At 71.3% G+C, this 22790-nt stretch carries 20 protein-coding genes; 7 read left to right on the plus strand and 13 right to left on the minus strand.

Features of this window, described 5'->3' with window-relative positions; translation table 11 throughout:
- Window positions 1-17: 17 nt before the first annotated feature.
- Window positions 18-1211, minus strand: a complete 1194-nt coding sequence (locus ACZ45E_RS19210) for an MFS transporter (protein ID WP_468222120.1) — start codon at window positions 1209-1211, stop codon at window positions 18-20.
- 54 nt (window positions 1212-1265) lie between these two features.
- Here ACZ45E_RS19210 and ACZ45E_RS19215 point away from each other — a divergent pair, with 54 nt between their 5' ends.
- Complete coding sequence (locus tag ACZ45E_RS19215; RefSeq protein WP_468222122.1) at window positions 1266-2051, plus strand: AraC family transcriptional regulator; 786 nt, start codon at window positions 1266-1268, stop codon at window positions 2049-2051.
- On the opposite strand, the gene ACZ45E_RS19220 is transcribed toward ACZ45E_RS19215, so the two are convergent.
- Together ACZ45E_RS19220 and ACZ45E_RS19225 are read right to left on the minus strand one after the other, a co-directional pair.
- The gene (locus ACZ45E_RS19220; RefSeq protein WP_468222123.1) at window positions 1994-2197 is read right to left on the minus strand and encodes a hypothetical protein; all 204 of its coding nucleotides are present in this window, start codon (window positions 2195-2197) and stop codon (window positions 1994-1996) included. The two genes, ACZ45E_RS19215 and ACZ45E_RS19220, sit on opposite strands and share 58 nt — an antisense overlap.
- Window positions 2194-3009 carry a trans-aconitate 2-methyltransferase gene (locus ACZ45E_RS19225; RefSeq protein WP_468222124.1) on the minus strand — a complete coding sequence of 272 codons (816 nt, stop codon included), beginning with the start codon at window positions 3007-3009 and terminating at the stop codon, window positions 2194-2196. Before ACZ45E_RS19225 ends, ACZ45E_RS19220 begins: the two co-directional genes overlap by 4 nt.
- Before the next feature lie 89 nt (window positions 3010-3098).
- On the opposite strand from ACZ45E_RS19225, the gene ACZ45E_RS19230 reads away from it, so the two are divergent.
- The gene (locus tag ACZ45E_RS19230; RefSeq protein ID WP_468222126.1) at window positions 3099-3596 is read left to right on the plus strand and encodes a MarR family winged helix-turn-helix transcriptional regulator; all 498 of its coding nucleotides are present in this window, start codon (window positions 3099-3101) and stop codon (window positions 3594-3596) included.
- An 82-nt stretch (window positions 3597-3678) separates the two neighbouring features.
- Here the strand turns inward: ACZ45E_RS19230 and ACZ45E_RS19235 are convergent, their stop codons facing one another.
- Window positions 3679-4428 (minus strand): LuxR C-terminal-related transcriptional regulator, encoded by a 750-nt coding sequence (locus tag ACZ45E_RS19235; protein WP_468222127.1) that lies wholly within the window; start codon window positions 4426-4428, stop codon window positions 3679-3681.
- Window positions 4429-4715: 287 nt separating this feature from the next.
- Between ACZ45E_RS19235 and ACZ45E_RS19240 the strand changes: the two genes are divergently transcribed.
- Window positions 4716-5171 (plus strand): GNAT family N-acetyltransferase, encoded by a 456-nt coding sequence (locus ACZ45E_RS19240; RefSeq protein WP_468222129.1) that lies wholly within the window; start codon window positions 4716-4718, stop codon window positions 5169-5171.
- An 11-nt stretch (window positions 5172-5182) separates the two neighbouring features.
- On the opposite strand, the gene galK is transcribed toward ACZ45E_RS19240, so the two are convergent.
- Genes galK through galT form a run of 3 tightly spaced genes read right to left on the minus strand, consistent with a single transcriptional unit; the run spans window position 5183 to window position 8449 of the window.
- On the minus strand, window positions 5183-6355 hold the full coding sequence (galK, locus tag ACZ45E_RS19245) for a galactokinase (protein WP_468222130.1): 1173 nt from the start codon (window positions 6353-6355) through the stop codon (window positions 5183-5185).
- Window positions 6356-6389: 34 nt separating this feature from the next.
- Window positions 6390-7367, minus strand: a complete 978-nt coding sequence (gene galE / locus ACZ45E_RS19250) for a UDP-glucose 4-epimerase GalE (RefSeq protein WP_468222131.1) — start codon at window positions 7365-7367, stop codon at window positions 6390-6392.
- Complete coding sequence (galT, locus tag ACZ45E_RS19255; protein WP_468222132.1) at window positions 7367-8449, minus strand: galactose-1-phosphate uridylyltransferase; 1083 nt, start codon at window positions 8447-8449, stop codon at window positions 7367-7369. The genes galE and galT overlap by 1 nt, the downstream gene beginning before the upstream one ends.
- 222 nt (window positions 8450-8671) lie before the next feature.
- Between galT and ACZ45E_RS19260 the strand changes: the two genes are divergently transcribed.
- The 3 genes from ACZ45E_RS19260 to ACZ45E_RS19270 all read left to right on the plus strand — a co-directional run bounded on the left by ACZ45E_RS19260 (window position 8672) and on the right by ACZ45E_RS19270 (window position 12235).
- Window positions 8672-10351 (plus strand): sodium:solute symporter family protein, encoded by a 1680-nt coding sequence (locus ACZ45E_RS19260; RefSeq protein ID WP_468222133.1) that lies wholly within the window; start codon window positions 8672-8674, stop codon window positions 10349-10351.
- 17 nt (window positions 10352-10368) lie between these two features.
- Window positions 10369-10647: a hypothetical protein gene (locus ACZ45E_RS19265; RefSeq protein WP_468222135.1), complete on the plus strand. Its 279-nt coding sequence runs from the start codon at window positions 10369-10371 to the stop codon at window positions 10645-10647.
- A gap of 703 nt (window positions 10648-11350) precedes the next feature.
- Entirely contained in the window at window positions 11351-12235 is an 885-nt protein-coding gene (locus tag ACZ45E_RS19270) for a hypothetical protein (protein WP_468222136.1), read from the plus strand.
- A gap of 580 nt (window positions 12236-12815) precedes the next feature.
- On the opposite strand, the gene ACZ45E_RS19275 is transcribed toward ACZ45E_RS19270, so the two are convergent.
- From ACZ45E_RS19275 to ACZ45E_RS19290, 4 genes are all read right to left on the minus strand, one after another.
- On the minus strand, window positions 12816-13535 hold the full coding sequence (locus ACZ45E_RS19275) for a helix-turn-helix transcriptional regulator (protein ID WP_468222137.1): 720 nt from the start codon (window positions 13533-13535) through the stop codon (window positions 12816-12818).
- 264 nt (window positions 13536-13799) lie between these two features.
- Entirely contained in the window at window positions 13800-15680 is a 1881-nt protein-coding gene (locus ACZ45E_RS19280; RefSeq protein ID WP_468222139.1) for an outer membrane protein assembly factor BamB family protein, read from the minus strand.
- A 68-nt stretch (window positions 15681-15748) separates the two neighbouring features.
- Window positions 15749-17542, minus strand: a complete 1794-nt coding sequence (locus ACZ45E_RS19285) for an outer membrane protein assembly factor BamB family protein (protein ID WP_468222140.1) — start codon at window positions 17540-17542, stop codon at window positions 15749-15751.
- A 203-nt stretch (window positions 17543-17745) separates the two neighbouring features.
- Window positions 17746-19554, minus strand: a complete 1809-nt coding sequence (locus tag ACZ45E_RS19290; RefSeq protein WP_468222141.1) for an ABC-F family ATP-binding cassette domain-containing protein — start codon at window positions 19552-19554, stop codon at window positions 17746-17748.
- Between the two features lie 616 nt (window positions 19555-20170).
- Here ACZ45E_RS19290 and ACZ45E_RS19295 point away from each other — a divergent pair.
- On the plus strand, window positions 20171-20983 hold the full coding sequence (locus ACZ45E_RS19295) for an acyl carrier protein (RefSeq protein ID WP_468222143.1): 813 nt from the start codon (window positions 20171-20173) through the stop codon (window positions 20981-20983).
- A gap of 15 nt (window positions 20984-20998) precedes the next feature.
- Here the strand turns inward: ACZ45E_RS19295 and ACZ45E_RS19300 are convergent, their stop codons facing one another.
- Window positions 20999-21913, minus strand: coding sequence for a 4-(cytidine 5'-diphospho)-2-C-methyl-D-erythritol kinase (locus ACZ45E_RS19300; RefSeq protein WP_468222144.1), 915 nt, complete (start codon window positions 21911-21913; stop codon window positions 20999-21001).
- Window positions 21910-22782 (minus strand): 16S rRNA (adenine(1518)-N(6)/adenine(1519)-N(6))-dimethyltransferase RsmA, encoded by an 873-nt coding sequence (gene rsmA, locus ACZ45E_RS19305; RefSeq protein WP_468222146.1) that lies wholly within the window; start codon window positions 22780-22782, stop codon window positions 21910-21912. The genes ACZ45E_RS19300 and rsmA overlap by 4 nt, the downstream gene beginning before the upstream one ends.
- Between the last annotated feature and the right edge of the window lie 8 nt (window positions 22783-22790).

The raw sequence follows: 22790 nt of genomic DNA on the forward strand, positions 1-22790 counted from the left end.
CGGGCCGGCGCGAGCCCCTACGGGGTCGGCGCGGCGTCGGGCTCCCGCAGGAAGAGACCCGCCCCGAGCGCCAGCACCGGCAGCACCCAGAGCACCGAGAACACGCCTTCCGGCCCGCTCGCCTGCGCGATCGCCCCGAGGACCGGTGCGAACAGACCCCCGATGCTCACCGCCAGGCCGAGCGTGACCCCGGCGGCGGTGCCGGGGCGGCTGGGGAGATAGTCCTGGCCGAGCTTGACCAGTACGGCGAAGGGGATGTTCAGCGCGACCCCGGCGAGCAGGGCGACGAAGAGCGGCGCGATCGTCCCGGGCACCAGCCGCAGGGCCACGAAGAGCGGCACGGCCAGCGCGGAGCCCAGCTGCACGGCGCGTACCGTGCCGATCCGGTCGGCGATCCGCCCGCCGAGCAGGGTGCCGGCCACCCCGCCCACCAGGAAGCAGGCCAGCGCGATCCCGGCGAGCCCGCGCCCCGCGTGCAGATGCCGGACCCAGTACAGCTCCACGAAGGTCAGCACCCCGAAGAACGCCACGGAGCGCACGACCTCGACCCCGGTGAGCGCGAGGAACGGGCCCCACCGGTCGCGGCCGGTCCGTACCGCCGCGCCGGGCCCGGCCGTACCGCCCCTGCGCCTCATCAGGACGAGGCCGATGATCAGCGCGGGCGGGATGAACAGGGCCGTGGCGCCGACGCCCAGCGACACCAGGGCGGGCGTGGCGAGGACCGGCGCGAGGAAGAAGCCGACGCTGCCGCCGGCGGCGAAGACGCTCATCGCGGCGGCGCTCTCTCCGGCCGCCTCCCGCGCGGCCTTCCCCGCCGCGGGGTGGAACAGGGCGACGCCGAGCCCCGAGAGCAGGATCAGCGTCCACACGGCCGCGTAGGAGTCGACGAGCCCGCAGAGCCCGAGGCCGAGCCCCGCGACGACGACCCCGATACCGGCGAGCCGGGGCATCGGACGCCGGTCGACAGCGAGCCCGACGAAGGGCTGCGGGACCGAGGAGCCGAGTGCGGCGGCGAGGGTGAGCCCGGAGGCGGCGACGTAGCTGTAGCCGCGGTCGAGGACGAAGTACGGCACGCAGGCGGGCACGAGCCCCTGGTACAGGTCGTCGACGGCGTGGGCGAGGCCCCACAGCCACATGCGGCGCCAGACGGAGGGAACCGGTGACGCGGCCGCGGCGCGGGGGGCGGCGCTGAGAGGTGCTGACTGGGTCATGGCCCCAGAATTCCGCTCGCGCTCCACGGCGGGCTAGCAATAGCCTGCCGACCTATGTCGACGATCCGCCATGATCCGCACGGGGGTACGGCCCGGGTGCCGCTCGCGCACCGGGAGCGGATCGACCGGCACCGCCACGACGACCACCAGCTCCTCTTCCCGCACCGCGGGGTCCTGCACGTCCGCACCGCGCACGGCGACTGGATGGTGCCGCCGCACCGGGCGGTGTGGCTGCCGGCGCGGGTGCCGCACGGGCACGAGGCGCTCGGCCCGACCGAGCTGCGTGCCGTCACGTTCGACGCGGCGCAGAACCCGCTCGGCCTGGACCGGCCGGCCGTCCTGTCGGTGACGCCGTTGCTGCGCGAGGTCGTCGCCGCGCTCACCGACGGCGGTGATCTGGGCGCGGGCCCGCGCCGGAACCTGAAGGCGGTCGCCCTGGACCAGCTGACGCGGGTGGAGACGCTCCGCGTACACCTGCCCACGCCGGACGATCCGCGCCTCGCGGACCTTGCCCGGCTGCTCCGCGACGACCCCGGCGACCCGCGTTCGCTGGCCGAACTGGGCGCGGCGGTCGGCGCCTCGGAGCGCACGCTGAGCAGGCTGTTCCGCTCGTGCACGGGCATGACGTTCCCGCAGTGGCGGACCCAGTTGCGGCTGCATCACGCGCTGGCCCGGCTCGCGGCGGGCGCGCCGGTGACCCGGGTCGCGGCGGAGTGCGGATACAGCTCCCCGAGCGCGTTCATCCACGCTTTCCGCGCCGCGTTCGGCACGACGCCGGGCGCCTACGCGTCGGACGGCTCCAGGAATGGGAGCCGGCTGCCGACGGGGTCGGCGCAGTAGCACCGGCGGTCGCCGGGGAGGGTGTCGTCGTGGAGGAGAGCGGCGCCGGTGTCCCGTACCCGTGTCCCGGGACGGGTCGTGCCGCGCAGGGATTCCTCGCTGCCCGCGGGGACGGCGAGCCGGACGTGGTCCAGCGCCTCGGTCATGCCGGTTTCACCGCCACCACGAAGATCCGGCGGAACGGCAGCACGGTGCCGTGCCGGGTCGCCGGGTAGGCCGCGCGCAGCAGATCGCGGTACTCCGTCACGAACGCGTCGCGCGCCCGCGGGTCGTCGGCGAGGGCGGTGAGCACGGGCCGCAGACCGGTGCCCTTCACCCAGTCCAGGACCGGGTCGTCGCCGGTCAGCAGATGCGTGTACGTCGTCTCCCACGCGTCCACCGCGCAGCCGAGGTCCGCGAGCCGCTCCAGGTAGGCGGTGGGGGTGAGCACGGCGTCGGCGTGCCGCAGCACTCCGGCGAGCCGGTCCCGCCAGCGCCGGGACCCGGCGAGTTCGCGCATCAGGACGTGGCTCGGCGCCTCGAAGTTGCCGGGCACCTGGAAGGCGAGGATGCCGCCGGGCGTGAGCGCGTCCAGCAGCGCGGGGAAGGCGTCGGCGTGGTCCGGGACCCACTGGAGCGTCGCGTTCGACGCGATCAGGTCGTACGTCTCGGTGGGCGTCCAGCGCACCAGGTCGGCGTGGGCGAAGTCGAGGTGGCCGCCGCCGGCGGTGGGCCCGGCGTACGACTGGGCCCTGGCAAGCATCTCGGGCGAGTTGTCGTAGCCGGTGAGGTGCGCGGTGGGCCAGCGCTCGGCGAGCAGCACCGTGACGTTGCCGGGGCCGCAGCCGAGGTCGGCGATGCGGGCCGGTTCGCGGGGCAGGCCGGGGACGCGGGCGAGCAGGTCCGCGTAGGGGCGGGCGCGGTGGCCGGCGTGCCGGAGGTACTGCTGGGGATCCCAGTGGGGCGAGGTCGTCTCCATGGTTCCCAGGGTCCCGAACCAAGTCTCTCGATGTCAAGACACTTGATATCAAGAGACTTCACATCGACACACCCTCTACACTGATCGTCATGGAGGACGAGGTCGACCGTCTGGTCGCAGCGTGGCGCCGGGAGCGCCCCGACCTCGACGTGGAGCCCCTCGAGGTGCTCAGTCGGGTCAGCAGACTCGCGCGCCATCTCGACCGCGCCCGCCGCCTCGCGTTCGCCGAGCATCAGCTGGAGCCGTGGGAGTTCGACGTCCTCACGTCGCTGCGGCGCGCCGGCGCCCCGTACCAGCTCTCCCCCGGGCAACTCCTCACGCAGACCCTGGTGACGTCCGGCACGATGACCAACCGCATCGACCGGCTGACGAAGAAGGGCCTCGTCGAGCGCCTCCCCGACCCCAGTGACCGCCGCGGCGTCCTGGTCCGGCTCACCGCGGAGGGCCGCGACCGCGCGGATCAGGCCCTGGCGGGGCTGCTCGCACAGGAGCGGGCGATCCTGGCGGAGCTCTCCCGCACGGACCGCTCCGAACTGGCGTCGCTGCTACGGCAGTTGACCGCCCCGTTCGACAACATCCCGGGATAACGGGGCCCGCCCCGGGCCCGGAGGACGATGCGTCCCGCCCCCACCGGAACCGCACCCGGCACCGGACCGCCCCCGGCCGGGATCAGCTGGCCGCCTCCAGATCGACGGGCCCCACACCCGCCCGGCGCGCCAGCGCGACCGCGGCCAGCGTCGAGTGCACCCCGAGCTTCCCGAGCACGTTCTGCATGTGCGTCCGCACCGTGTGCGGCGACAGGAACAGCCGCTCGGCCACTGCCTTACGGCCGAGACCCGCCACCATGCACCGCAGGACCTCCCGCTCGCGCGGGGTCAGCGACTCGACGAGCCGCTCCGACTCCGTCCGGTGCTTGCGGGCCGCGGTCAACTCCCGCAGGACACCCGTCAGCAGCGCCGGCGGCAGATGCGTCTCGTCCCGCAGCACACCTCGTATGACGTTCAACAGGCGTGACAGGGAACAGTCCTTGGCGACCCAGCCCGAGGCACCCGCCTGCAACGCGAGCGCCGCGCGCCGCGGGTCGTCCCGCTCGGCGAGCACGACCGTACGCACGGCGGGCTGGCCCGAACGGACACCCGCCACCAGCGAGATGCCGTCGACGAGCCCCTCCTTGGCGGGGCCGTCCGGCACGACGGCCGGTGGCCGCATGCCCTGCATGGACGCCGCGCCCAGATCGGCGTCGACCAGCAGCACATCGAATCTGCGCCCCTCCGCCGCTCCCCGGTCGAGGCAGCGCAGGGCGGCCGGACCGCTGCCCGCGGCCGACACGTCGACATCCGGCTCGGCGGCGAGCGCCGCGGCCAGGGACTCGGCGAAGATGCGATGGTCGTCGACGACCAGAACCCGGATACGAACCATGTGACAACCCCCTTCCCCGCACCCTCTGTTGAGTACGGGGTACCCCATCGTCGGGAGAAGGACCAACACAGGCACGGCGCCCGAAGCGCGGGTCACCGCGGTCGCACGGCCGCCGCCGCGCCTGATTCCGCTACCCCCGCTCCGGGCGTCGTACCCGGCTGTCTCGCCCCCTGATCAACACCGGCCCCCACCGGTGTTGTCCTCAGAGTAGGGCCGCCGGCCAGGAGGGGAAGTCAATTCACAGAACTGGTTACCGGTTGGCCGGGCGGTGACCGTCCGGCGCGTTTATGGTGAGTCATATGTTTCGCATCGAGACAGAAGTCGACAAAGAGCGCCGCCTTCTGCTCCGGTCGCTGCTCCAGGAGGCCGATACGGCCCTCTCCCCCGCCCTGCGCGACCTGCGCGGCACCCCGGCCGACCGCGAGACCCCGCTCCAGGTCTGGGCGTTGGCGCAGGACGGTTCGCTCGCCGCCGGCCTGGACGGACACACCTGGGCGACGTGGCTGCACGTGAATCTGCTCTGGGTCGACGCCCGGCACCGCGGCGCGGGCCTCGGCTCCCGGCTGCTCGCGGAGGCGGAGCGCCTCGCCCGCGAGGAGCACGGCTGCGCCAACTCCCGGGTGGAGACCTGGGACTTCCAGGCCCCCGGCTTCTACCGGCAGCACGGCTACGACCTGGTCGCGGTGGTGCCGGACTACCCGCCGGGGGTCAAGGAGTTCACGCTGACCAAGCGGCTCGGCTGAGCCCGCCGGACTCAGCCCACCCGGCGGGCGCCCTGCGAGGGCACCGCGGGGAAGACCCGCGGCGCCGTGTACCCGGCCTGCTCGAAGGCGGCCAGGACCGACTTGGTGACGGCGTCCGCGTCGGCGCTCTCGACCAGGACGATCGCCGAGCCGCCGAAACCGCCGCCCGTCATCCGGGCACCCAGCGCGCCGGAGGCCACGGCCGTGGTGACGACGAGGTCCAACTCCGGGCAGGAGATCCGCAGATCGTCACGGAGCGAGGCGTGGCCCTCGGTGAGGACCGGCCCTATGGCACGCACGTCGGCGGACCGGCCGGTGTCGAGGAGGCCGATGACCTGCTCGACGCGGTGGTCGTCGGAGACGATGTGCCGGACGTAGCGGACGACCTTCTCGTCCACCCCGGCCCGCTCCAACCTGCCGAGCGCGTCCGCGAGTTCGGCGTACGCGACGTCCCTCAGGTGCGAGACGCCGAGGACGCGCGCGCCCTCCTCGCAGCCCGCGCGCCGCTCCGCGTACGCGCCGTCGCCCAGCTCGTGCTTGACGCGGGTGTCCACGACGAGGAGCTGGAGGCCCTGCGCGGCGAGGTCGAACGGGACCTGCCGGATCGACAGGTCACGGCAGTCCAGGTGCAGCGCGTGCCCCTCGGTCGCGCACGCGGACGCCATCTGGTCCATGACGCCGCACGGAACGCCGACGAAGACGTTCTCGGCACGCTGCGAAAGAACCGCCAACTCCGGCTCGCTGAGCCCGAGTTCGAAGAGTTCGTTCAGCGCGTACGCCGTCACGACCTCCAGGGCGGCCGAGGACGACAGGCCCGCGCCGGTCGGCACGGTCGAGGCGAGGTGCAGGTCCGCGCCGGTGATGGTGTGACCCGCGTCGCGCAGCGCCCAGACCACACCGGCCGGGTAGGCGGCCCAGCCGCCCTGCCCGTACTTCGACAGCGGGGTCAGCTCGTCGACGCGCAGTTCGGCGACGGGGGCGTCGATGTCGGCGGAGTGCAGCCGCAGCACGCCGTCCGTCCGCCTGGCGACCGCGGCGACCGCGGTGTGCGGCAGCGCGAGCGGCATGACGAAACCCTCGTTGAAGTCGGTGTACTCACCGATGAGGTTGACGCGGCCGGGGGCCGCCCACACCCCCGCGGGCTCGTACCCGTACAGGTCCTTGAACTGCGCGGCGACAGACATGAGTTGGCTACCTACCCTGTGACGAGGCTACGAGTTACGACTGCCGGTGGTCCTGGGCGAACCGCCAGGCGTCGGTGACGATCTCCGCGAGGTCCGCGCGGGACGGGTTCCAGCCGAGCCGCTCGCGCGCGGTGGCGGCGGAGGCGACGAGGACCGCCGGGTCGCCGGCCCGGCGCGCGGCGCCGACCTCGGGGATCGGATGCCCGGTGACCTGCCGGACGGTCTCGATGACCTCGCGGACGGAGAAGCCGTTGCCGTTGCCGAGGTTGCAGATGAGGTGCTCGGACGGGCGGGCCGCGGCGACCGCGAGGAGGTGGGCCTCGGCCAGGTCCGCGACGTGGATGTAGTCCCGCACGCAGGTGCCGTCGGGCGTCGGGTAGTCGTCGCCGTAGACGGAGATGGCCTCGCGCCGGCCCTGGGCCACCTGGAGGACGAGCGGGATGAGGTGCGACTCGGGGTCGTGCCGCTCACCGCAACTGCCGTACGCGCCCGCCACGTTGAAGTATCGAAGGGAGACGGCGGCCAGTCCGTGCGCGGCCGCCTCGCCGGTGATCATGTGATCGACGGCGAGCTTCGAGGCGCCGTACGGGGAGGTGGGCGCGGTGGGGTCGGTCTCCGTGATGGGCGTGTTGACGGGCTCGCCGTACGTGGCCGCGGTGGAGGAGAAGACGAGCTTGCGCACGCCCGCGGAGCGCATCGCGGTGAGCAGCGCCATCGTGCCGCCGACGTTGTTCTCCCAGTACTTCTCGGGCTGCACGACGGACTCGCCGACCTGCGAGAACGCGGCGAAGTGCAGCACCGCGTCGAACGAGGGGTCCAGCCATGTGGCGGCATCGCGGATGTCGCCCTCGACGAAGGTCGCGCCGGCCGGCACACCCTCGCGGAAGCCGGTGGAGAGGTTGTCGAGGACCGTGACGTCGTGGCCCGCCTCGATCAGGTGCTGGGCGACGACGCTGCCGACATATCCCGCACCACCCGTGACCATGTACTTCTCAGGAACGGCCTTGCCCATTACTTGCTCGCTACCTCTCGCAGTCGCTCGGCCGCGGTCTCCGGCGGCACGTCGTTGATGAACACGCTCATGCCGGACTCGGAGCCCGCGAGGAACTTCAGCTTGCCGGAAGTACGGCGGATGGTGAAAAGCTCTAGGTGGAGCGCGAAGTCGTCCCGGTTGACGGCGACACCGTCACCGAACTCCTCCATCGAACCGAACGGAGCCTGGTGCCAGGCCGCGATGTACGGCGTCGGCGGCTCCCCCTCACCGAAGATCCGGTCGAAGCGCTTCAAGAGTTCCAGATAAATCTTGGGAAACTCTGTGCGAGCCGCGTCGTCGAGCCCGAGCAGGTCCGGGACCTGCCGCTTCGGGTAGAGGTGCACCTCGTAGGGCCAGTGCGCCGCGTACGGCACGAAGGCCACCCAGTGCTCGCCTTCGAGGACGACCCGCGAGCCGGCGCCGGTCTCATTGAGCTCCTTCTCCACCACGTCCGCGAAGAGGTTCCGGCCACCGGTCTGCTCCTTGTACTGCGCGAGCGAGCGCAGCATGAGGGCGGTGCGCGGGGTGGTGAAGGGGTAACCGTAGATCTGTCCGTGCGAGTGGCCGAGGGTGACGCCGATCTCGGCGCCGCGGTTCTCGAAGCAGAAGACCTGCTCGACGGAGTCGAGGTGGGAGAGCTCGGCGGTCCGGTCGGTCCACGCCTCCAGGACGAGCCCGGCCTGCTCCTCGCTCAGGTCGGCGAAGGACTTGTCGTGGTCGGACGTGAAGCACACGACCTCGCACCGTCCGGAGTCCCCGGCGAGCGAGGGGAAGCGGTTCTCGAAGACGGCCACGTCGTACGAGGAGTCCGGGATCTCGCTGAGGCGCTCCCCCGCGGACGGGCAGAGCGGGCACTCGTCGGCCGGCGGGTGGTAGGTGCGCCCCTGCCGGTGCGAGGCGATCGCGACGGAGTCGCCGAGGAGCGGGTCGCGGCGGATCTCCGAGGTGGTGACGGTGCGGTCGAGGGGGCGCCGGTCGACGGCCTCCCGTACGACGTCGTCGCGCGAGTCGTAGTAGATGAGCTCGCGCCCATCAGCAAGCCAGGTCGACGTCTTCTTCACGTCCGACACTCCTCATCGCGCCAAACAAACAGAACCGAACACAACAAAGCATAAGGCAACAGGCCAGTCAAGGGAGCGGCAGACCCCAGATCGCGATGAGCTTCTTCGATCACAATCAAACAAAGAACATCAGACGAAGTGTTCACTTATTGAAGACGGAGGCGTAGGTTCCGGTCTGATTCAGTTCGCGCAACGAAGCGAGTTCCCATGCAGTCCCCCACAATGTCTGCCACGACAACCCTGGCCGAAGGGCTACGGCTGCCCACCAACGGCCTCGACTACGCGATCCTGGCGATCTACTTCGTGGTCGTCCTCGGCATCGGCTTCATGGCCCGCCGCTCGGTGAAGACGAGCCTCGACTTCTTCCTCTCCGGGCGCTCCCTGCCCGCCTGGGTCACGGGGCTCGCGTTCGTCGCCGCCAACCTGGGCGCCACCGAGATCCTCGGCATGGCCGCGACCGGCGCGCAGTACGGCGTCGCCGTCGTCCACTGGTACTGGATCGGCGCCATCCCGGCCATGGTCTTCCTGGGCCTGGTCATGATGCCGTTCTACTACCGCTCCAAGGTGCGCTCGGTCCCCGAGTTCCTGCTCCAGCGGTTCGACAAGTCCGCGCACCTGCTCAGCTCGGTCCTCTTCGCCTTCGCGGCGATACTCATCGCGGGCGTGAACCTCTACGCCCTGTCGATCGTCGTCGAGGCGCTGCTCGGCTGGCCGCAGTGGGTGGCCATCGTGGTCGCGGGCGCGTTCGTCCTCGCGTACATCACCATCGGCGGTCTCTCCTCCGCGATCTACAACGAGGTCCTCCAGTTCTTCGTCATCCTGGCGGCCCTCATCCCCATCTGCATCATCGGCCTCAAGCGGGTCGGCGGCTGGGGCGGCATGACCGACTCCCTCAAGGCACAGCACGGCGACAACTTCATGTCGGCCTGGGGCGGCACCGGCATCGGTGACGCCAACCCGCTCGGCGCGAACTGGCTGACGATCATCCTCGGCCTGGGCTTCGTGCTCTCCTTCGGCTACTGGACGACGAACTTCGCCGAGGTCCAGCGCGCCCTCTCCGCCAAGAACCTCTCCGCCGCCCAGCGCACCCCGCTGATCGCCGCGTTCCCGAAGATCTTCATCGTCTTCCTCGTGATGATCCCCGGCATGGTGGCCGCGGTGCTCGTCCCGAAGATCGGCGGCGCCGGCTCGGACCTCACCTACAACGACGCGATCCCGTACCTGATGCAGGAACTGCTGCCCAACGGCGTCCTCGGCATCGCGGTGACCGGCCTCCTCGCCGCCTTCATGGCCGGCATGGCCGCGAACGTCTCGTCCTTCAACACCGTCTTCACGTACGACATCTGGGCCAAGTACGTGAAGACCGACAAGCCCGATGGCTACTACCTGAAGTTCGGCCGCGCGATCACGGCGATCGGCGTCGTCCTCTCCATCGGCACGGCGTTCATCGCGTCGTCGTTCTCGAACATCATGGGGTACCTCCAGACCCTCTTCTCCTTCTTCAACGTCCCGATGTTCGTCGTCTTCATCATCGGCATGTTCTGGAAGCGCGCGTCCATGAAGTCGGGCGTCTGGGGCCTGGTCGCCGGCACCTCGGCCGCGATGATCAACTACTTCTACATCTACAAGCAGGGCGTCATCGACATCCCGACCGACCAGGGCGCCAACTTCGTCTCGGCGATCGTCGGTTTCGTCGCGGGCGCGGTGGTCATGGTCGTGGTCACCCTCTTCACGGCTCCCAAGCCGGAGGCGGAGCTGGCAGGGTTGGTGTACGGCACGACGGCCCCGGGCATCGAGGAGCCGCCCGCCGAGGGCGACGACGCCTGGTACCGCAGGCCGGCGCTGCTCGGCTGGGGCGCCGTCGTCGTGGCCGCCCTCTGCTACCTCCCCTACTCCCTCTGATCGGAGGCTCGACCACCATGTCCGAACTCCAGAACGACGTCTCCGAGTTGGAGGCCAAGTCCGCGACAGCGGCCCGCCTCTTCGACATCCGGCGCATCATCGGCGGCCTGTTCGTCCTCTACGGCGTGATCGTCACCATCGCCGGCATCACGGCCTCCGACGCCGACCTCAAAAAGGCCGAGGACATCAACATCAACCTCTGGACGGGCCTCGGCATGCTCGCCCTGGGCCTCTTCTTCCTGATCTGGCTGAAACTCCGCCCGACGGCTCCGCCGACACCGGACGAAGCCGAGTAACACCCGCCGCCACCTGCCGAAAGGGGCCGGGACCTATCCGCTTACGGGCGGGGGGTTCCGGCCTTTTACGGGTTCGGGGGGGCGGGGGCTTGGGGGCGGAGGGGTTCGGGGGGCTTGGTGGGGTGGGGCGGGTCGCTGGTGCCCTGGTTGGTTCGGTTTCGTCGCGGGTGGTCCGGTCGGTGGGGGTGGGGGTCCGGCGCGTGCGCGCCGGTGGGGTGGCTGGGGTGGGTCTGATGTGTCTGCGGCCTGGTGGGTTGTTTTTCTTGGATTGGGTGGCGGGTGTCCGGTGGGGGGTTGCGACGGCCTCCGCTTGTTTCGTTGTCGTCGTCCTGCCGTCCGGGGCTGGCTTTCGTGGGCTGGGGTGGTGGGTGGAAGGGGCGCGGGTCCCTTTGGTTTTACAGGCCCTGTCGGTCGCGGCCGCCGCAGTCGCGGGTGGGGCGAGCGCGGCTATGAGTGGGGTACGCGCCGACAAGCGCAGCAAGAGGATGGGGTTATCCACAGGCGCCGCTGGCGGAGCGAGAGACGCGGGATACTGCCGTAGGGCCCTCTGGGGGAGGGTGCGGGCAAGCGTTTTCTGCACCGAACGTCCCTTTGCTGGTTCGGGGATGCAGGCAGTGGGGGCGGGGTGGGGTGGGGGATGGACGCTAGGTGTGGAAAGCGGTTGCCCCGGTCCGTGAGAGGGGTGGCTCTGCGGGAGTTGGCTGTGGAAGGGGTGTTGCTCTGCGGGTGGGCCCTGGCTCACGGGTGGAGCCGGAGCACGCTGTACCAGCAGCTCAAGGATGACGGGTGGCGCCGGCTGAGCGAGGGTGCGTGGCTGGCACCCGATCTTGCCGAAGGGGTACGGGTGCGGCTGCTGGCCGAGCAATGGGCCGCGCCGCATCTGGTCGTCAGCCACTCGGCCGCCGCCTGGCTGTGGGATGTCGAAGTCCCCCGCGTCACCCCCGAGTTCACTGCCCTGCGCCGGACCCTCAGCCGCAAGCGCCCCGGTGTCCGCTGCCTCCCTCTGGGCGAGAAGGACGTCGTGGTGCGACGCGGGCTTCGGTGTACGGGGGTGGACCGGACGCTGGCCGATCTGCTGCGCGGGGCCGGGCAGGACGAGGCGGTCATCGGCGTCGAGTCCGCTCTCACCTGGCGCCGCATCCGCACCTTCCGGCGCGCCCCGCTCACCACCTTGGACAGGGTCGCGGCGGAGGCGTCCCGGCCGCGTATACACGGGCGGCGCCAGGCCCTGGAGCGCCTACGGCTCATCGACCCGCACGCCGCCTCACCCGCCGAGACCCTGGCCAGGCTGCGCATGCACGAGGCCGGGCTCCACCCCACGAGCCAGGCCGAACTGACCACCGCCGAGGGGAGAAGGGTGCGGCCCGACTTCCTCTTCACCCGCGAAGGCGTCGCGGTCGAGATCGAGGGCTACGCCTATCACGGCAGCCGTGAGGCCCATCGCCGCGACCTCACCCGCTTCAACGACCTTCAACTCTGCCCCCAAGTACGCCTCGTCCTGCGCTTCACCGCAGGCGAAGTCATGCGCACCCCCACCCACATGATCACCCGCATCCGGCACGCCCTCGCCCAGTCCCCGCCCCTCTGAACGCCCCCGTACGCGTAGCCACCCCCGCTCATCGCCCCATCCTCTTGCTGCGCTTGTCGGCGCGTACCCCACTCATAGCCGCGCTCGCCCCACCAGCGACTGCGGCGGCCGCGACCGACAGGGCCTGTGAATCCAAAGGGACCCGCGCCCCTTCCACCCACCACCCCAGCCCACGAAAGCCAGCCCCGGACAGCAGGACGACGACAACGAGACAAGCGGAGGCCGTCTCAACCCCCCACCGGACACCCGCCACCCAATCCAAGAAAAACAACCCACCAGGCCGCGGACACATCAAACCCTCCCCAGCCACCCCACCGGCGCGCACGCGCCGGACCCCCACTCCCACCGGCCGGACCACCCGCGACGAAACCCGAACCAACCAGGGCACCAGCGACCCGCCCCACCCACTCCCACAACGCACAAATCCCGCCCCCTGATAAGCGGGGCGGGACTTGGTGTGGAGCGCTGGGCAGGCCTTGCACCTGCATTTCCCCGCAGGAAGCGGGGCGTCTTTCCTTGGACGACCAACGCACTGTTCGTCAGCCGCTGTTGCGGTGACCAACGCAAGATCAACTGTAGCTCAGGAATCCGGATCTGACGAATCCGGGGCCGAGGGGTCCGGCAGCGACGAGGTCAGCGAGCCCGCCCGGTCCAGCAACCCGGTCCGCGCGGCGAGCGCGGCCGCCTCCAGGCGGGAGCCGACGCCGAGTTTCATCAGGACCCGCTGGACGTGCGTACGGGCGGTGGAGGGGGCGATGCCCATGCCGGCCGCGATCAAGCGCGTGTCCTCGCCGTCGGCGACCCGGACCAGGACCTCGATCTCGCGCGGCGTCAGCATTTGGAGCAGGCGCTGGCCTTCGTCGTCGGGCTGGGCCGCGGGGTTGAGGAGTTCGCTGAACGCGCCCTGGAGCAGCGCGGGGGCCACGGCCGCCTCGCCCGCCCTGGCTTTCATCAGGGCCCGCTCGACACCTTCTATGCGCTCGTCATGGCGTACGTAGCCGGAGGCGCCGGCCGCGAAAGCCGCGGCGATGCCGCGGGGGGACGGGACGGGGCCGAGGACCACGACCGCCACCTGGGGCCGCTCCCGCTTGATGCGGAGCACCGGGTCGAACGTGCCCGGTTCGGCGGGGGTCGCCGTGCCGATGAGGCAGACCTCCGGCGCCCGGGAGATGACCAGTTCGGCGGCGCCCGCGGCGGGCGCGGCAGCGGCGAGCACCCGGTGTCCGCGCAACTTCAGGGCCGAGGCGAGTGCCTCGGCGAGCAATCGGTGGTCGTCGACCACCATGAGCCGCACACCCATTGAGCCAACCCCCCAGTTCGCCCCAGAAGCAGCTATGGACTCCCGGGCCCCCCATGGACAGGCGAGCCCCCCGACTCCCCGTCCTCCTTCATCCCCCGGAAGCTACACGCTTGTTCGACGATGCGCGCCCCCTACTGAAGAGAAGCGGCCCGCATTGCTGAAATCGCCGCCTTTCAGGGGTGATGGCGCTCGCCGGGGCGCGGAGCGCGACGGCCCCGCGCCCCTGCGAGGGGTGCGGGGCCGTCGGCCTGTATCGGGCGCGGGTTACTTGGCGGTGAACCCGACGGCCGCGTACTGCTTGTCGTCCGCCGAGTAGGGCGCGCTGATCAGGTCCTTGCCCATGAACAGCCGACCGTTGGAGTACAGCATCTCGGACGACTTCGGCACCATCCGGCTCAGCACGTCCCGCACGCTCTGGGTCGCGGGCGTCTCCAGCAGCACCGTCTGCTTGCCTGCCTTGGGGTCGACGGTGACGACCTGGGCGCCCTTGTCGTACGGGCCGTCCTTGTACGCCAGCAGGTTGCCGCCGTCCATGCGCAGCGGGAAGATCTCGTAGTCCGCGCCGCTGTCGAAGCGGTCGCTGGTGATCTTTCCGTCGGCGAGCGAGTACGAGACGATCTCGTTGACCTGGTCGGTGCCGCTGCCGTCGTGCTGCTGGGACGGCAGGTAGAGGCGGTCGTTGCCGACGACGACGCCCTTGCAGCCGTGCACCTCGCCGACCTCGCAGTCGACGTCGTACTTCTCCGGGTCAATGGTGATCTTGGCGCGCAGCTTGTTGCCGGTGTCGTCGAGCGCGAACGCGTCGGTGTACTTGACCTCTTCGCCGAGCGCGACACCGAAGGTGACCGGCTTGCTGGAGAACACCGAGAGCAGGTTGACGCTGCCGGGCGCGCCGGGGACCTTGTACGTCGACTTCGGCTTGCCCGAGGCCGGGTCAAGGACCTGGATCTCGTACGTCTCCGCGTCGAAGTCACCGCACTTTCGGACGGCGACGAGCTGTTCGCCGCCGCGGTAGCCGACGTCCTCGCAACTGCCCTGCTGGGGCTTCCACAGGGACTTGCCGGTCTTGATGTCGAAGGCCGCGCCGCCGTCGAAGCCGCCGCCGACGGCGAGGGTGGAGCCGCTGATGGAGAGCTCCTTGAAGGCGATCTTCTCCGTGCCGGTCTTGACGCTGTCCGACCACACCTTCTTACCGGTGTTGACGTCGAACACCGTGACCTCGGTGCACTTGAAGTAGTCCTTGTCCTTCTTGCGCTTGCCGTCCTCGGAGAGCACGGCGGCCAGTCCCGCGTCGGTCACCTCGGGCGAGGCGCCGCAGGTCTGCCCGGACAGGGGCAGGGTCCACTTCTTGGTGCCGGAGTCCGGCTCGTAGCCGACGAGCTGGTTCAGCTCGGCCTTGGCGTACGTCGAGTCGGTCAGCCAGGAACCGGCCACGCTCCACACGGCGTCCTTGGCCACCTTGGGCGCGGGCAGCTGGAAGGCGATGCTCGCCGAGGTGCTGGCCGGGACCTTCTCCTCGCCGCCGGCGGGGCCTGAGCCGTCCTTGCCCTTGGCGTCCTTGCCGTCGGCGGAGGTCTTCGTGTCGTCCTTGCCGTCGTCGGAGGAGCTCGCGTAGAAGATCCCGCCGCCGACGATCAGGGCGATCACCACGACGGCCGCGGTGATGATCCAGACGATCGGCGAGGGCTTCTTGCCACCGCCACCGCCCGGACCGACCATCGGCGTGGTGGGCGGCTGCGGGTAGCCGTACTGCTGCTGCCCGTACTGCGGCTGACCGTACTGGGGCTGGCCAGCGGGCTGCTGGCCGTACTGGGGCTGCCCGTACGGCTGTTGGGCGTAAGGCTGCTGGCCGTACGCGGGCGGCGCGGGCGGTTGCTGCTGCTGGCCCGGGTAGCCGTAGCCCGGGGCGCCCTGCGGCGGCGGGGGCGGCGTCTGCGGGTAGCCGTAGCCGGGGGCCTCCTGCGGCGGCGGGGGCGGGGTCGGGGCGCCGAAGCCGCCGGGCTGGGGCGGCGTGGGCGCGCCGAAACCACCGGCGGGCGGCTGCCCCGGGGCGGCGGGCGGCTGCGGGGTCTCGGGCTCCTTGCGGAGCGGGTCGCGCGGCGGCTCGTTCGGCGGCTGCTGCGGGGGCGGGGGCGGCTGCGTCATGACGTGGGTACCTCGGGGTGCCTGAAGACGGGGGCGGGAGGGGGCAAGGGGCGGGGCGGTACGTGACCTCAGTCGCCGTAGGCCAGCATCAGTTTCTGCTGGCCCTTCGCGCTGCCGGACAGGTTGGTGGCGGAGAGGTAGAAGCGCCCGCCGGCCCAGGCGACGTCCTTCGAGAAGAAGCCGCTCTCGATCTCGGCGGTGCCCGCCGGGTTCTGCAGCAGCGTCTTCGGCTGGTGCGAGCCGGAGACCGGGATGGAGACCACGCGTCCGGCGGAGCCGCCGTAGGACGCCTCCATGTAGGCGATGACGGAGCCGCCTTCGACCTTCAGGGGCATCAGCGACTGGTCCTCGGGCGACTTGACGCGCCAGCGCTCCTTGCCGCTGGTGAGGCTGATCGCCACGACCTCGTTCTCGCCGCCGGTCTTGCCCTTGGTCGGCATGTAGAGGGTGGAGGCGTCCGCGGTCACGCCCTGGCAGCCGTTCAGGTTCCGGGAGAGGAAGGAGAAGCTGGAGCCGCAGCCGGTGTCGAGGCCGTCGACGCCGACCTCGGACTGAACGGTACTGCTGTTGTTCTTGAAGGTGGCGATGTTGTACTTCTTGTCGTCCTCGTTGGCGCTGTACACGATCAGCGGGCTGAGGGAGTACACGTTCGAGATCGACCAGTCCTTGGGGAACTTCTTGGTCCACAGGACCTTGCCGGTCTCCGGGTCCAGCTGGCGCAGCTCCTCGTGCGGCTTGTCGCCGCCCGCGCCGCAGGCGGCCACCGAGAGCAGCTTGTCCTTGTTGCCGGAGTAGGCCTTGGGGAAGCAGTCGCTGCCGTACTGCTCGACGACGAACTTCTTCTTCGTGCCGGTCCTGGCGTCCAGGGCGAGCCCCGACATCTCGCGGCCGACCATCAGGGTGTCGCCGCCGACGTAGGAGAGGGAGATGCTGGACCCGGTGCCGTCGAAGAAGTCGTCCTTGCTCTCCCGCTCGGGGATCTTCGCCGTCCAGCCCTTGGCGCCGGTGGCCAGGTCGATCTCCTGGACCTGGTTGCAGTGGGCGCGTGAGCTGGTGCCACTCATGTACGCGACGACGACCTTGCCGGAGTCGGAGGGCGTCTTCGTCACCGAGCAGATCTTCTGCGGCAGCGTGACGGCGGGCCAACTGACCTCGCCGTCCCCGACGTTGTAACCCAGGATCTCCTTGTACGCGGCCTTCACCGCGACCTTGCCGGTGATCCACATGCCGGGGGCGTCGGCGCCGTCGCTGCCCACCTTCGGGGCGGTCTTGTACCAGAGGACCTTCGCCTCGCCGTCCTGACGGCCCGCGTTGAGGTCCTCCTCGCCGCCGTGGCCGTCGCCCTGGCCGTCGCCCGGATCGACCGGGGCCGACGCGGACGCCTTGGGGGCCTTGTTCTTGTCGGCGGTGTCCTTCTTGCCGTCGCTGTCGTCGCCGACCACGGCGAACACGACGCCGCCCGCGACGACCAGCAGGGCGACCGCCGCGGCGGCGATCACCCAGGTCCTGCCCTTGCCACCGCCACCGCCCGGCGGGGTCGGCGGCTGCTGCGGGTACCCGTACTGCGGCTGCTGCCCGTAGGGGCCGGGCTGCTGGGCGTACGGGCCGGGCTGCTGGGGATAGCCGTACGGTCCCGGCTGCTGGGGCGGCTGCCCGTAGGGGCCCGGCGCCTGCGGCTGCTGCCCGTAGGGGCCGGGCTGCTGCTGGTACGGGCCGGGCTGCGGCGGCGGCCCTGGCTGCTGGGGCGGTTGGGGGTATCCGTAACCGGGCTGCGGCGCCGGAGGCGTCTGCGGCGGGCCCTGTGGCGGATCCTGTGGTGCTCCGAAGCCGCCGGACGGCGGCTGACTGGGCGGCTGAGTCATCAGCGCTCCCCCCTCTTTCACTGCTGATGTACCGGCACGCCTGGGTGTTTTCCGGACGTTCTCAGATCGGTCACGGGTGCGCTCAGGCCGCCCCCAGCCGCCCTTTCTATCACTGCGGACACGTATGCGAAGGGCCGGTCCAGCCCCTGTTCCCAAGGGAGGACCGGCCCGTGATGGGTCCGTTACGCGTCTACACGCGGCCTTCACGCATCGTCGGCCAGTTCCAGCCAGCGCATCTCCAACTCCTCGCGCTCGGCGATGAGTTCACGCAGCTCCGTGTCCAGCTTCGCCACCTTCGCGAAGTCCGTGGCGTTTTCGGCGATCTGGGCGTGCAGCGTCGTCTCCTTGCCGGAGATCTTGTCCATCTGACGCTCGATCTTCTGGAGTTCCTTCTTGGCGGCGCGGGTGTCGGCGGACGACGGGCCGGACCTGGCGGCGGAGGCGGCGGCCGCCACCGGCGCCGGGGAAGCGGCGTCGATCATCCGCTGCCTGCGCTCCAGGTACTCCTCGATGCCGCGCGGCAGCATCCGCAGGGTGGCGTCGCCGAGCAGCGCGTAGGTGTTGTCGGTGGTGCGCTCGATGAAGAACCGGTCGTGGGAAATCACGATCATGGAGCCGGGCCAGCCGTCGAGCAGGTCCTCCAGCTGGGTCAGGGTCTCGATGTCGAGGTCGTTGGTCGGCTCGTCGAGGAAGAGCACGTTCGGCTCGTCCATGAGGAGCCGCAGGAGCTGGAGCCGGCGGCGCTCACCACCGGACAGGTCCCCCACCGGCGTCCACTGCTTCTCCTTGTTGAACCCGAACTGCTCGCACAGCTGGCCCGCGGTCATCTCGCGGCCCTTGCCCAGGTCGACGCGGTCGCGGATCTGCTGGACCGCCTCCAGGACCCGCAGCGGGGCGGGCAGTTCGGTCACGTCCTGCGACAGGTAGGCGAGCCGGACCGTCTTGCCGACGACGATCCGCCCGGCGACGGGCTGCTCCTCGCCCTGTGTGCGGGCGGCCTCCGCGAGGGCGCGGAGCAGGGACGTCTTGCCCGCGCCGTTCACGCCGACCAGACCGACGCGGTCGCCGGGACCGAGGTGCCAGGTGAGGTGCTTGAGCAACATCTTGGGCCCGGCCTGGATTGTCACGTCCTCCAGGTCGAAGACGGTCTTGCCGAGCCGGGCGTTGGCGAACTTCATCAGCTCGCTGGTGTCGCGCGGCGGCGGCACGTCGGCGATCAGCTCGTTGGCGGCCTCGATGCGGTAGCGGGGCTTGGAGGTGCGGGCAGGGGCGCCGCGGCGCAGCCAGGCCAGCTCCTTGCGCATCAGGTTCTGCCGCTTGGTCTCCTCGGTCGCGGCGATCCGCTCACGCTCGGCGCGGGCGAACACGTAGTCCGAGTAGCCGCCCTCGTACTCGTAGACGTCGCCCTTCTGCACGTCCCACATGCGGGTGCAGACCTGGTCGAGGAACCAGCGGTCGTGGGTGACGCAGACGAGCGCGGAGCGGCGGGCCTGGAGGTGGCGGGCGAGCCAGGCGATGCCCTCGACGTCGAGGTGGTTGGTGGGCTCGTCGAGGACGAGCAGGTCGGGGTCGTCGATGAGCAGCTTGGCCAGCGCGATACGGCGCCGCTCACCGCCGGAGAGCGGGCCGATCACGGTGTCCAGGCCCTGCTGGAAGCCCGGCATGTCGAGCCCACCGAAGAGGCCGGTGAGGACGTCGCGGATCTTGGCGTTGCCCGCCCACTCGTGGTCGGCGAGGTCGCCGATCACCTCGTGCCGGACGGTCGCCGCCGGGTCGAGGGAGTCGTGCTGCGTGAGCACGCCCAGACGCAGGCCGCCGCTGTGCGTGACGCGGCCGGTGTCGGCCTCCTCCAGCTTGGCGAGCATCCGGATCAGGGTCGTCTTCCCGTCCCCGTTGCGGCCGACCACACCGATCCGGTCGCCTTCCGAAACGCCGAGGGAGACGCCGTCGAGCAAGGCCCGTGTGCCGTAGACCTTCGTGACGTTCTCGACGTTGACCAGATTGACTGCCATTTCGCTCCTGCCGCGGGGGTGCCGACCTTCAAGCGTAGTCGGAGTGCCGGGTGCGACAGCGTGCGCCTTTCTTTTCGAGCTACCGGGGGCCCGGGCCGACGCGGGTGGGGCGGGTTCGAGGACCGGCGCTCCTCGAGCACGCGGCGCCCGGCGCGGGCGAGGACGGCGACCTCCCGGGGCCGCGCGATCCGGCCCTGGCCGACGGCGGGCGGCGGCAGGGGATGGCCGCGGGAGGCCATGGCCGCGTGCAGGCCGAACAGGGCGACCGCGCCGAGAGGGAGCGCGGCGCGGCGCAGGCGGTGGCGGCTCGCGGGCCGGCCGGTGTTCTTCATGGACGGCAGCGTGGCGGCTCCGGTGCCCGCCGCGGCAGCGTCCGGCTACTCAGATCCGGGGTGAGTAGCCGGGTCCTGCGCAATGCGGGGCGGCCCTCGGGCGACGTCCAGGTGAACGCCGAACCCGGGCAAATCACCCCCGCGCCACAGGCCCGTAACAGCATGCCCGTACGGGACAACTCCGGCCCCGCGAGACCGGTCGGACAGGGTGCGCCGCACACCCGCGCCGCGGCGGAACCGGTGCCGCCCGGCGCACATCCTCGGACCGCAAAGGAAGTTCCGACGTGCCCACGAAGTCCCTGTCGACGCGGCTCGCCGCCACCGCCGCCCTGCTGCTCGCGGCGGGCGCCCTCACCGCACCCGCCGCCTCGGCGCGGCCCGCGGACGCCGCGCCCGGCGACGCCTACGTCCTGCACGTGAGCGCCGATCCGGCCGTCACCGACCACGACCACCGCACCGTCGACGTCACCGGCACCGTCACCAGGGCCGACGGCACCCCGGCGCCGCACGTCCCCGTCACGGTCCAGGAGGTCGTCCAGTTCACGACCTGGAACCCGTGGGGCGACCCCATCGACCCGAACTACTACGAGCCGCGCGACCTGGGCACGCCGGTCACGGACGCGGACGGGAAGTTCACCGTCCCGGACGTCGACATCGACCACGCGACCAACAGCAGCCTGCTCAACGTCCAGCAGGACGTGCACATCACGGCCCTCTGGGACGAGGACGGCGACCTGGACACCCCGCAGGACGGCTACTTCGACGAGACCACCGTGCACGCCACGGCCCGGCCCACGTCCGTCACGTACAAGGTCAACAAGAGGAGGGTGAAGAAGGGCGACATCCTCACCGTGCAGGGCAAGGTGACCGTCCCCCGGGGCGTCGAGCCCGGGGACAACGAGGTCTTCCTGCAGACCTACTGGGAGGACCAGTCCCGCGTGCGGGTCACCACCGACGACGACGGCACCTTCGTGTTGTCCGTGCGCGTCAGGGCCGAGGACGGTGCCTTCGTGCTGCGCACGGCGCCCCGCGACCTGTACGTGGCGGGCACGGAGGTGACGCTGCCGGTCACCAACACCTCGCTCCCCCGCGCCTGAGGGAGCGCCCGCGCCTCACTCGGAGGACGCGGTGACGAGTGAGGCGCCCGGCGCGGGCGACGACGCCACCCGGGCCGTCCGGCAGGTACCGGACGCGGTCAGCGCGGCGGCGATCCGGCGCGCCGCCGCCTCGTCCGCCGCGAGGTACGCGGTCGTGGGGCCCGAGCCGGAGACCAGCGCGGCCAGGGCCCCCGCCGACGTACCCGCGTCGAGCGTCGCCTTCAGGGACGGGAAGAGGGAGAGGGCGGCGGGCTGTAGGTCGTTGGTGACGGTCGCGGCCAGGGCCGCCACGTCACCGGCGCGCACTGCGTCCAGCAGGGCGGGGGACGCGACCGGTTCCGGTGCCCGCGGGGTCAGCCGGTCGAACTCCCGGTACACGGCAGGGGTGGAGAGCCCCCCGTCCGCGACCGCGAACACCCACCAGAAGGCGCCGCTCACCTCAATGGTCCTGAGCTTCTCGCCGCGCCCGGTGCCGAGCGCGGCCCCGCCGACCAGACCGAACGGCACGTCGCTGCCCAACTCGGCGCAGATGTCGAGGAGTTCCTCGCGCGATGCCCCGGTCCCCCACAGCGCGTCGCAGGCCACGAGGGCGCCCGCCGCGTCCGCGGAGCCGCCCGCCATGCCACCGGCCACGGGGATGTCCTTGGCGATGTGGATACGGACCTTCGGGTCGCCGAGACCGTGCTGTGCGGCCAGCGTGATCGCCGCGCGCGCCGCCAGGTTCGTACGGTCGAGTGGGACCTCGGGGACGGGGACGCCGCCGGGGCCCGTGCAGGTGAGGGTCAGGGAGTCGGCGGGCTCCACCGTCACCTCGTCGTACAGGCCCACGGCGAGGAAGACATTGGCCAGGTCGTGGAAGCCGTCGGGGCGGGCGGCGCCCACCGCGAGCTGGACGTTGACCTTGGCGGGCACGCGTACGGTCACACTCACGCGGCCGCTCCCTTGTGCTCCGCGATCCGCGCGAACTCCTCCACCGTCAGCGCCTCGCCGCGCGCCTGGGGCGAGACCCCGGCCGCGACGAGGGCCGCCTCGGCCGCGGCGGCGGAGCCTGCCCACCCGGCGAGGGCGGCGCGCAGCGTCTTGCGGCGCTGGGCGAACGCGGCGTCGACGACCGCGAAGACCTCTTCCTTGGACGCGGTCGTGGCGACGGGCTCGGCCCGGCGCACCAGGGCGACGAGGCCGCTGTCGACGTTGGGCGCGGGCCAGAAGACGTTGCGCCCGATGCTGCCCGCGCGCTTGACCTCTGCGTACCAGTTGGCCTTGACGGACGGGACGCCGTAGACGCGCGAGCCGGGGCCCGCGGCGAGCCGGTCGGCGACCTCGGCCTGGACCATGACGAGGGTCCGCTCGATGCTCGGGAAGGAGTCGAGCATGTGCAGGAGGACCGGCACCGCGACGTTGTACGGGAGGTTCGCGACGAGGGCGGTCGGGGCCGGGCCCGGCAACTCGGTCACCTGCATCGCGTCACAGTTGACGAGGTCGAAGACGTCCTTCTTCGCCGGGAGGCGGGCCGCGACGGTGGCGGGCAGCGCGGCGGCGAGGGTGTCGTCGATCTCGACGGCCGTCACATGCCGGGCCACGTCGAGGAGCGCGAGGGTGAGCGAGCCGAGGCCCGGACCGACCTCGACGACCACGTCGTCCGCGGTGACCTCCGCGGTGCGGACGATCCGGCGGACCGTGTTGGCGTCGATGACGAAGTTCTGGCCGCGCTGCTTGGTGGGGCGCACGCCGAGGGCGGCGGCCAGCTCACGGATGTCGGCCGCGCCGAACAGGGGGCCTTGGGGGTCAGGGGTGCTCACCGTTCAAG

The organism is Streptomyces sp. NPDC030991 (assembly GCF_055571235.1).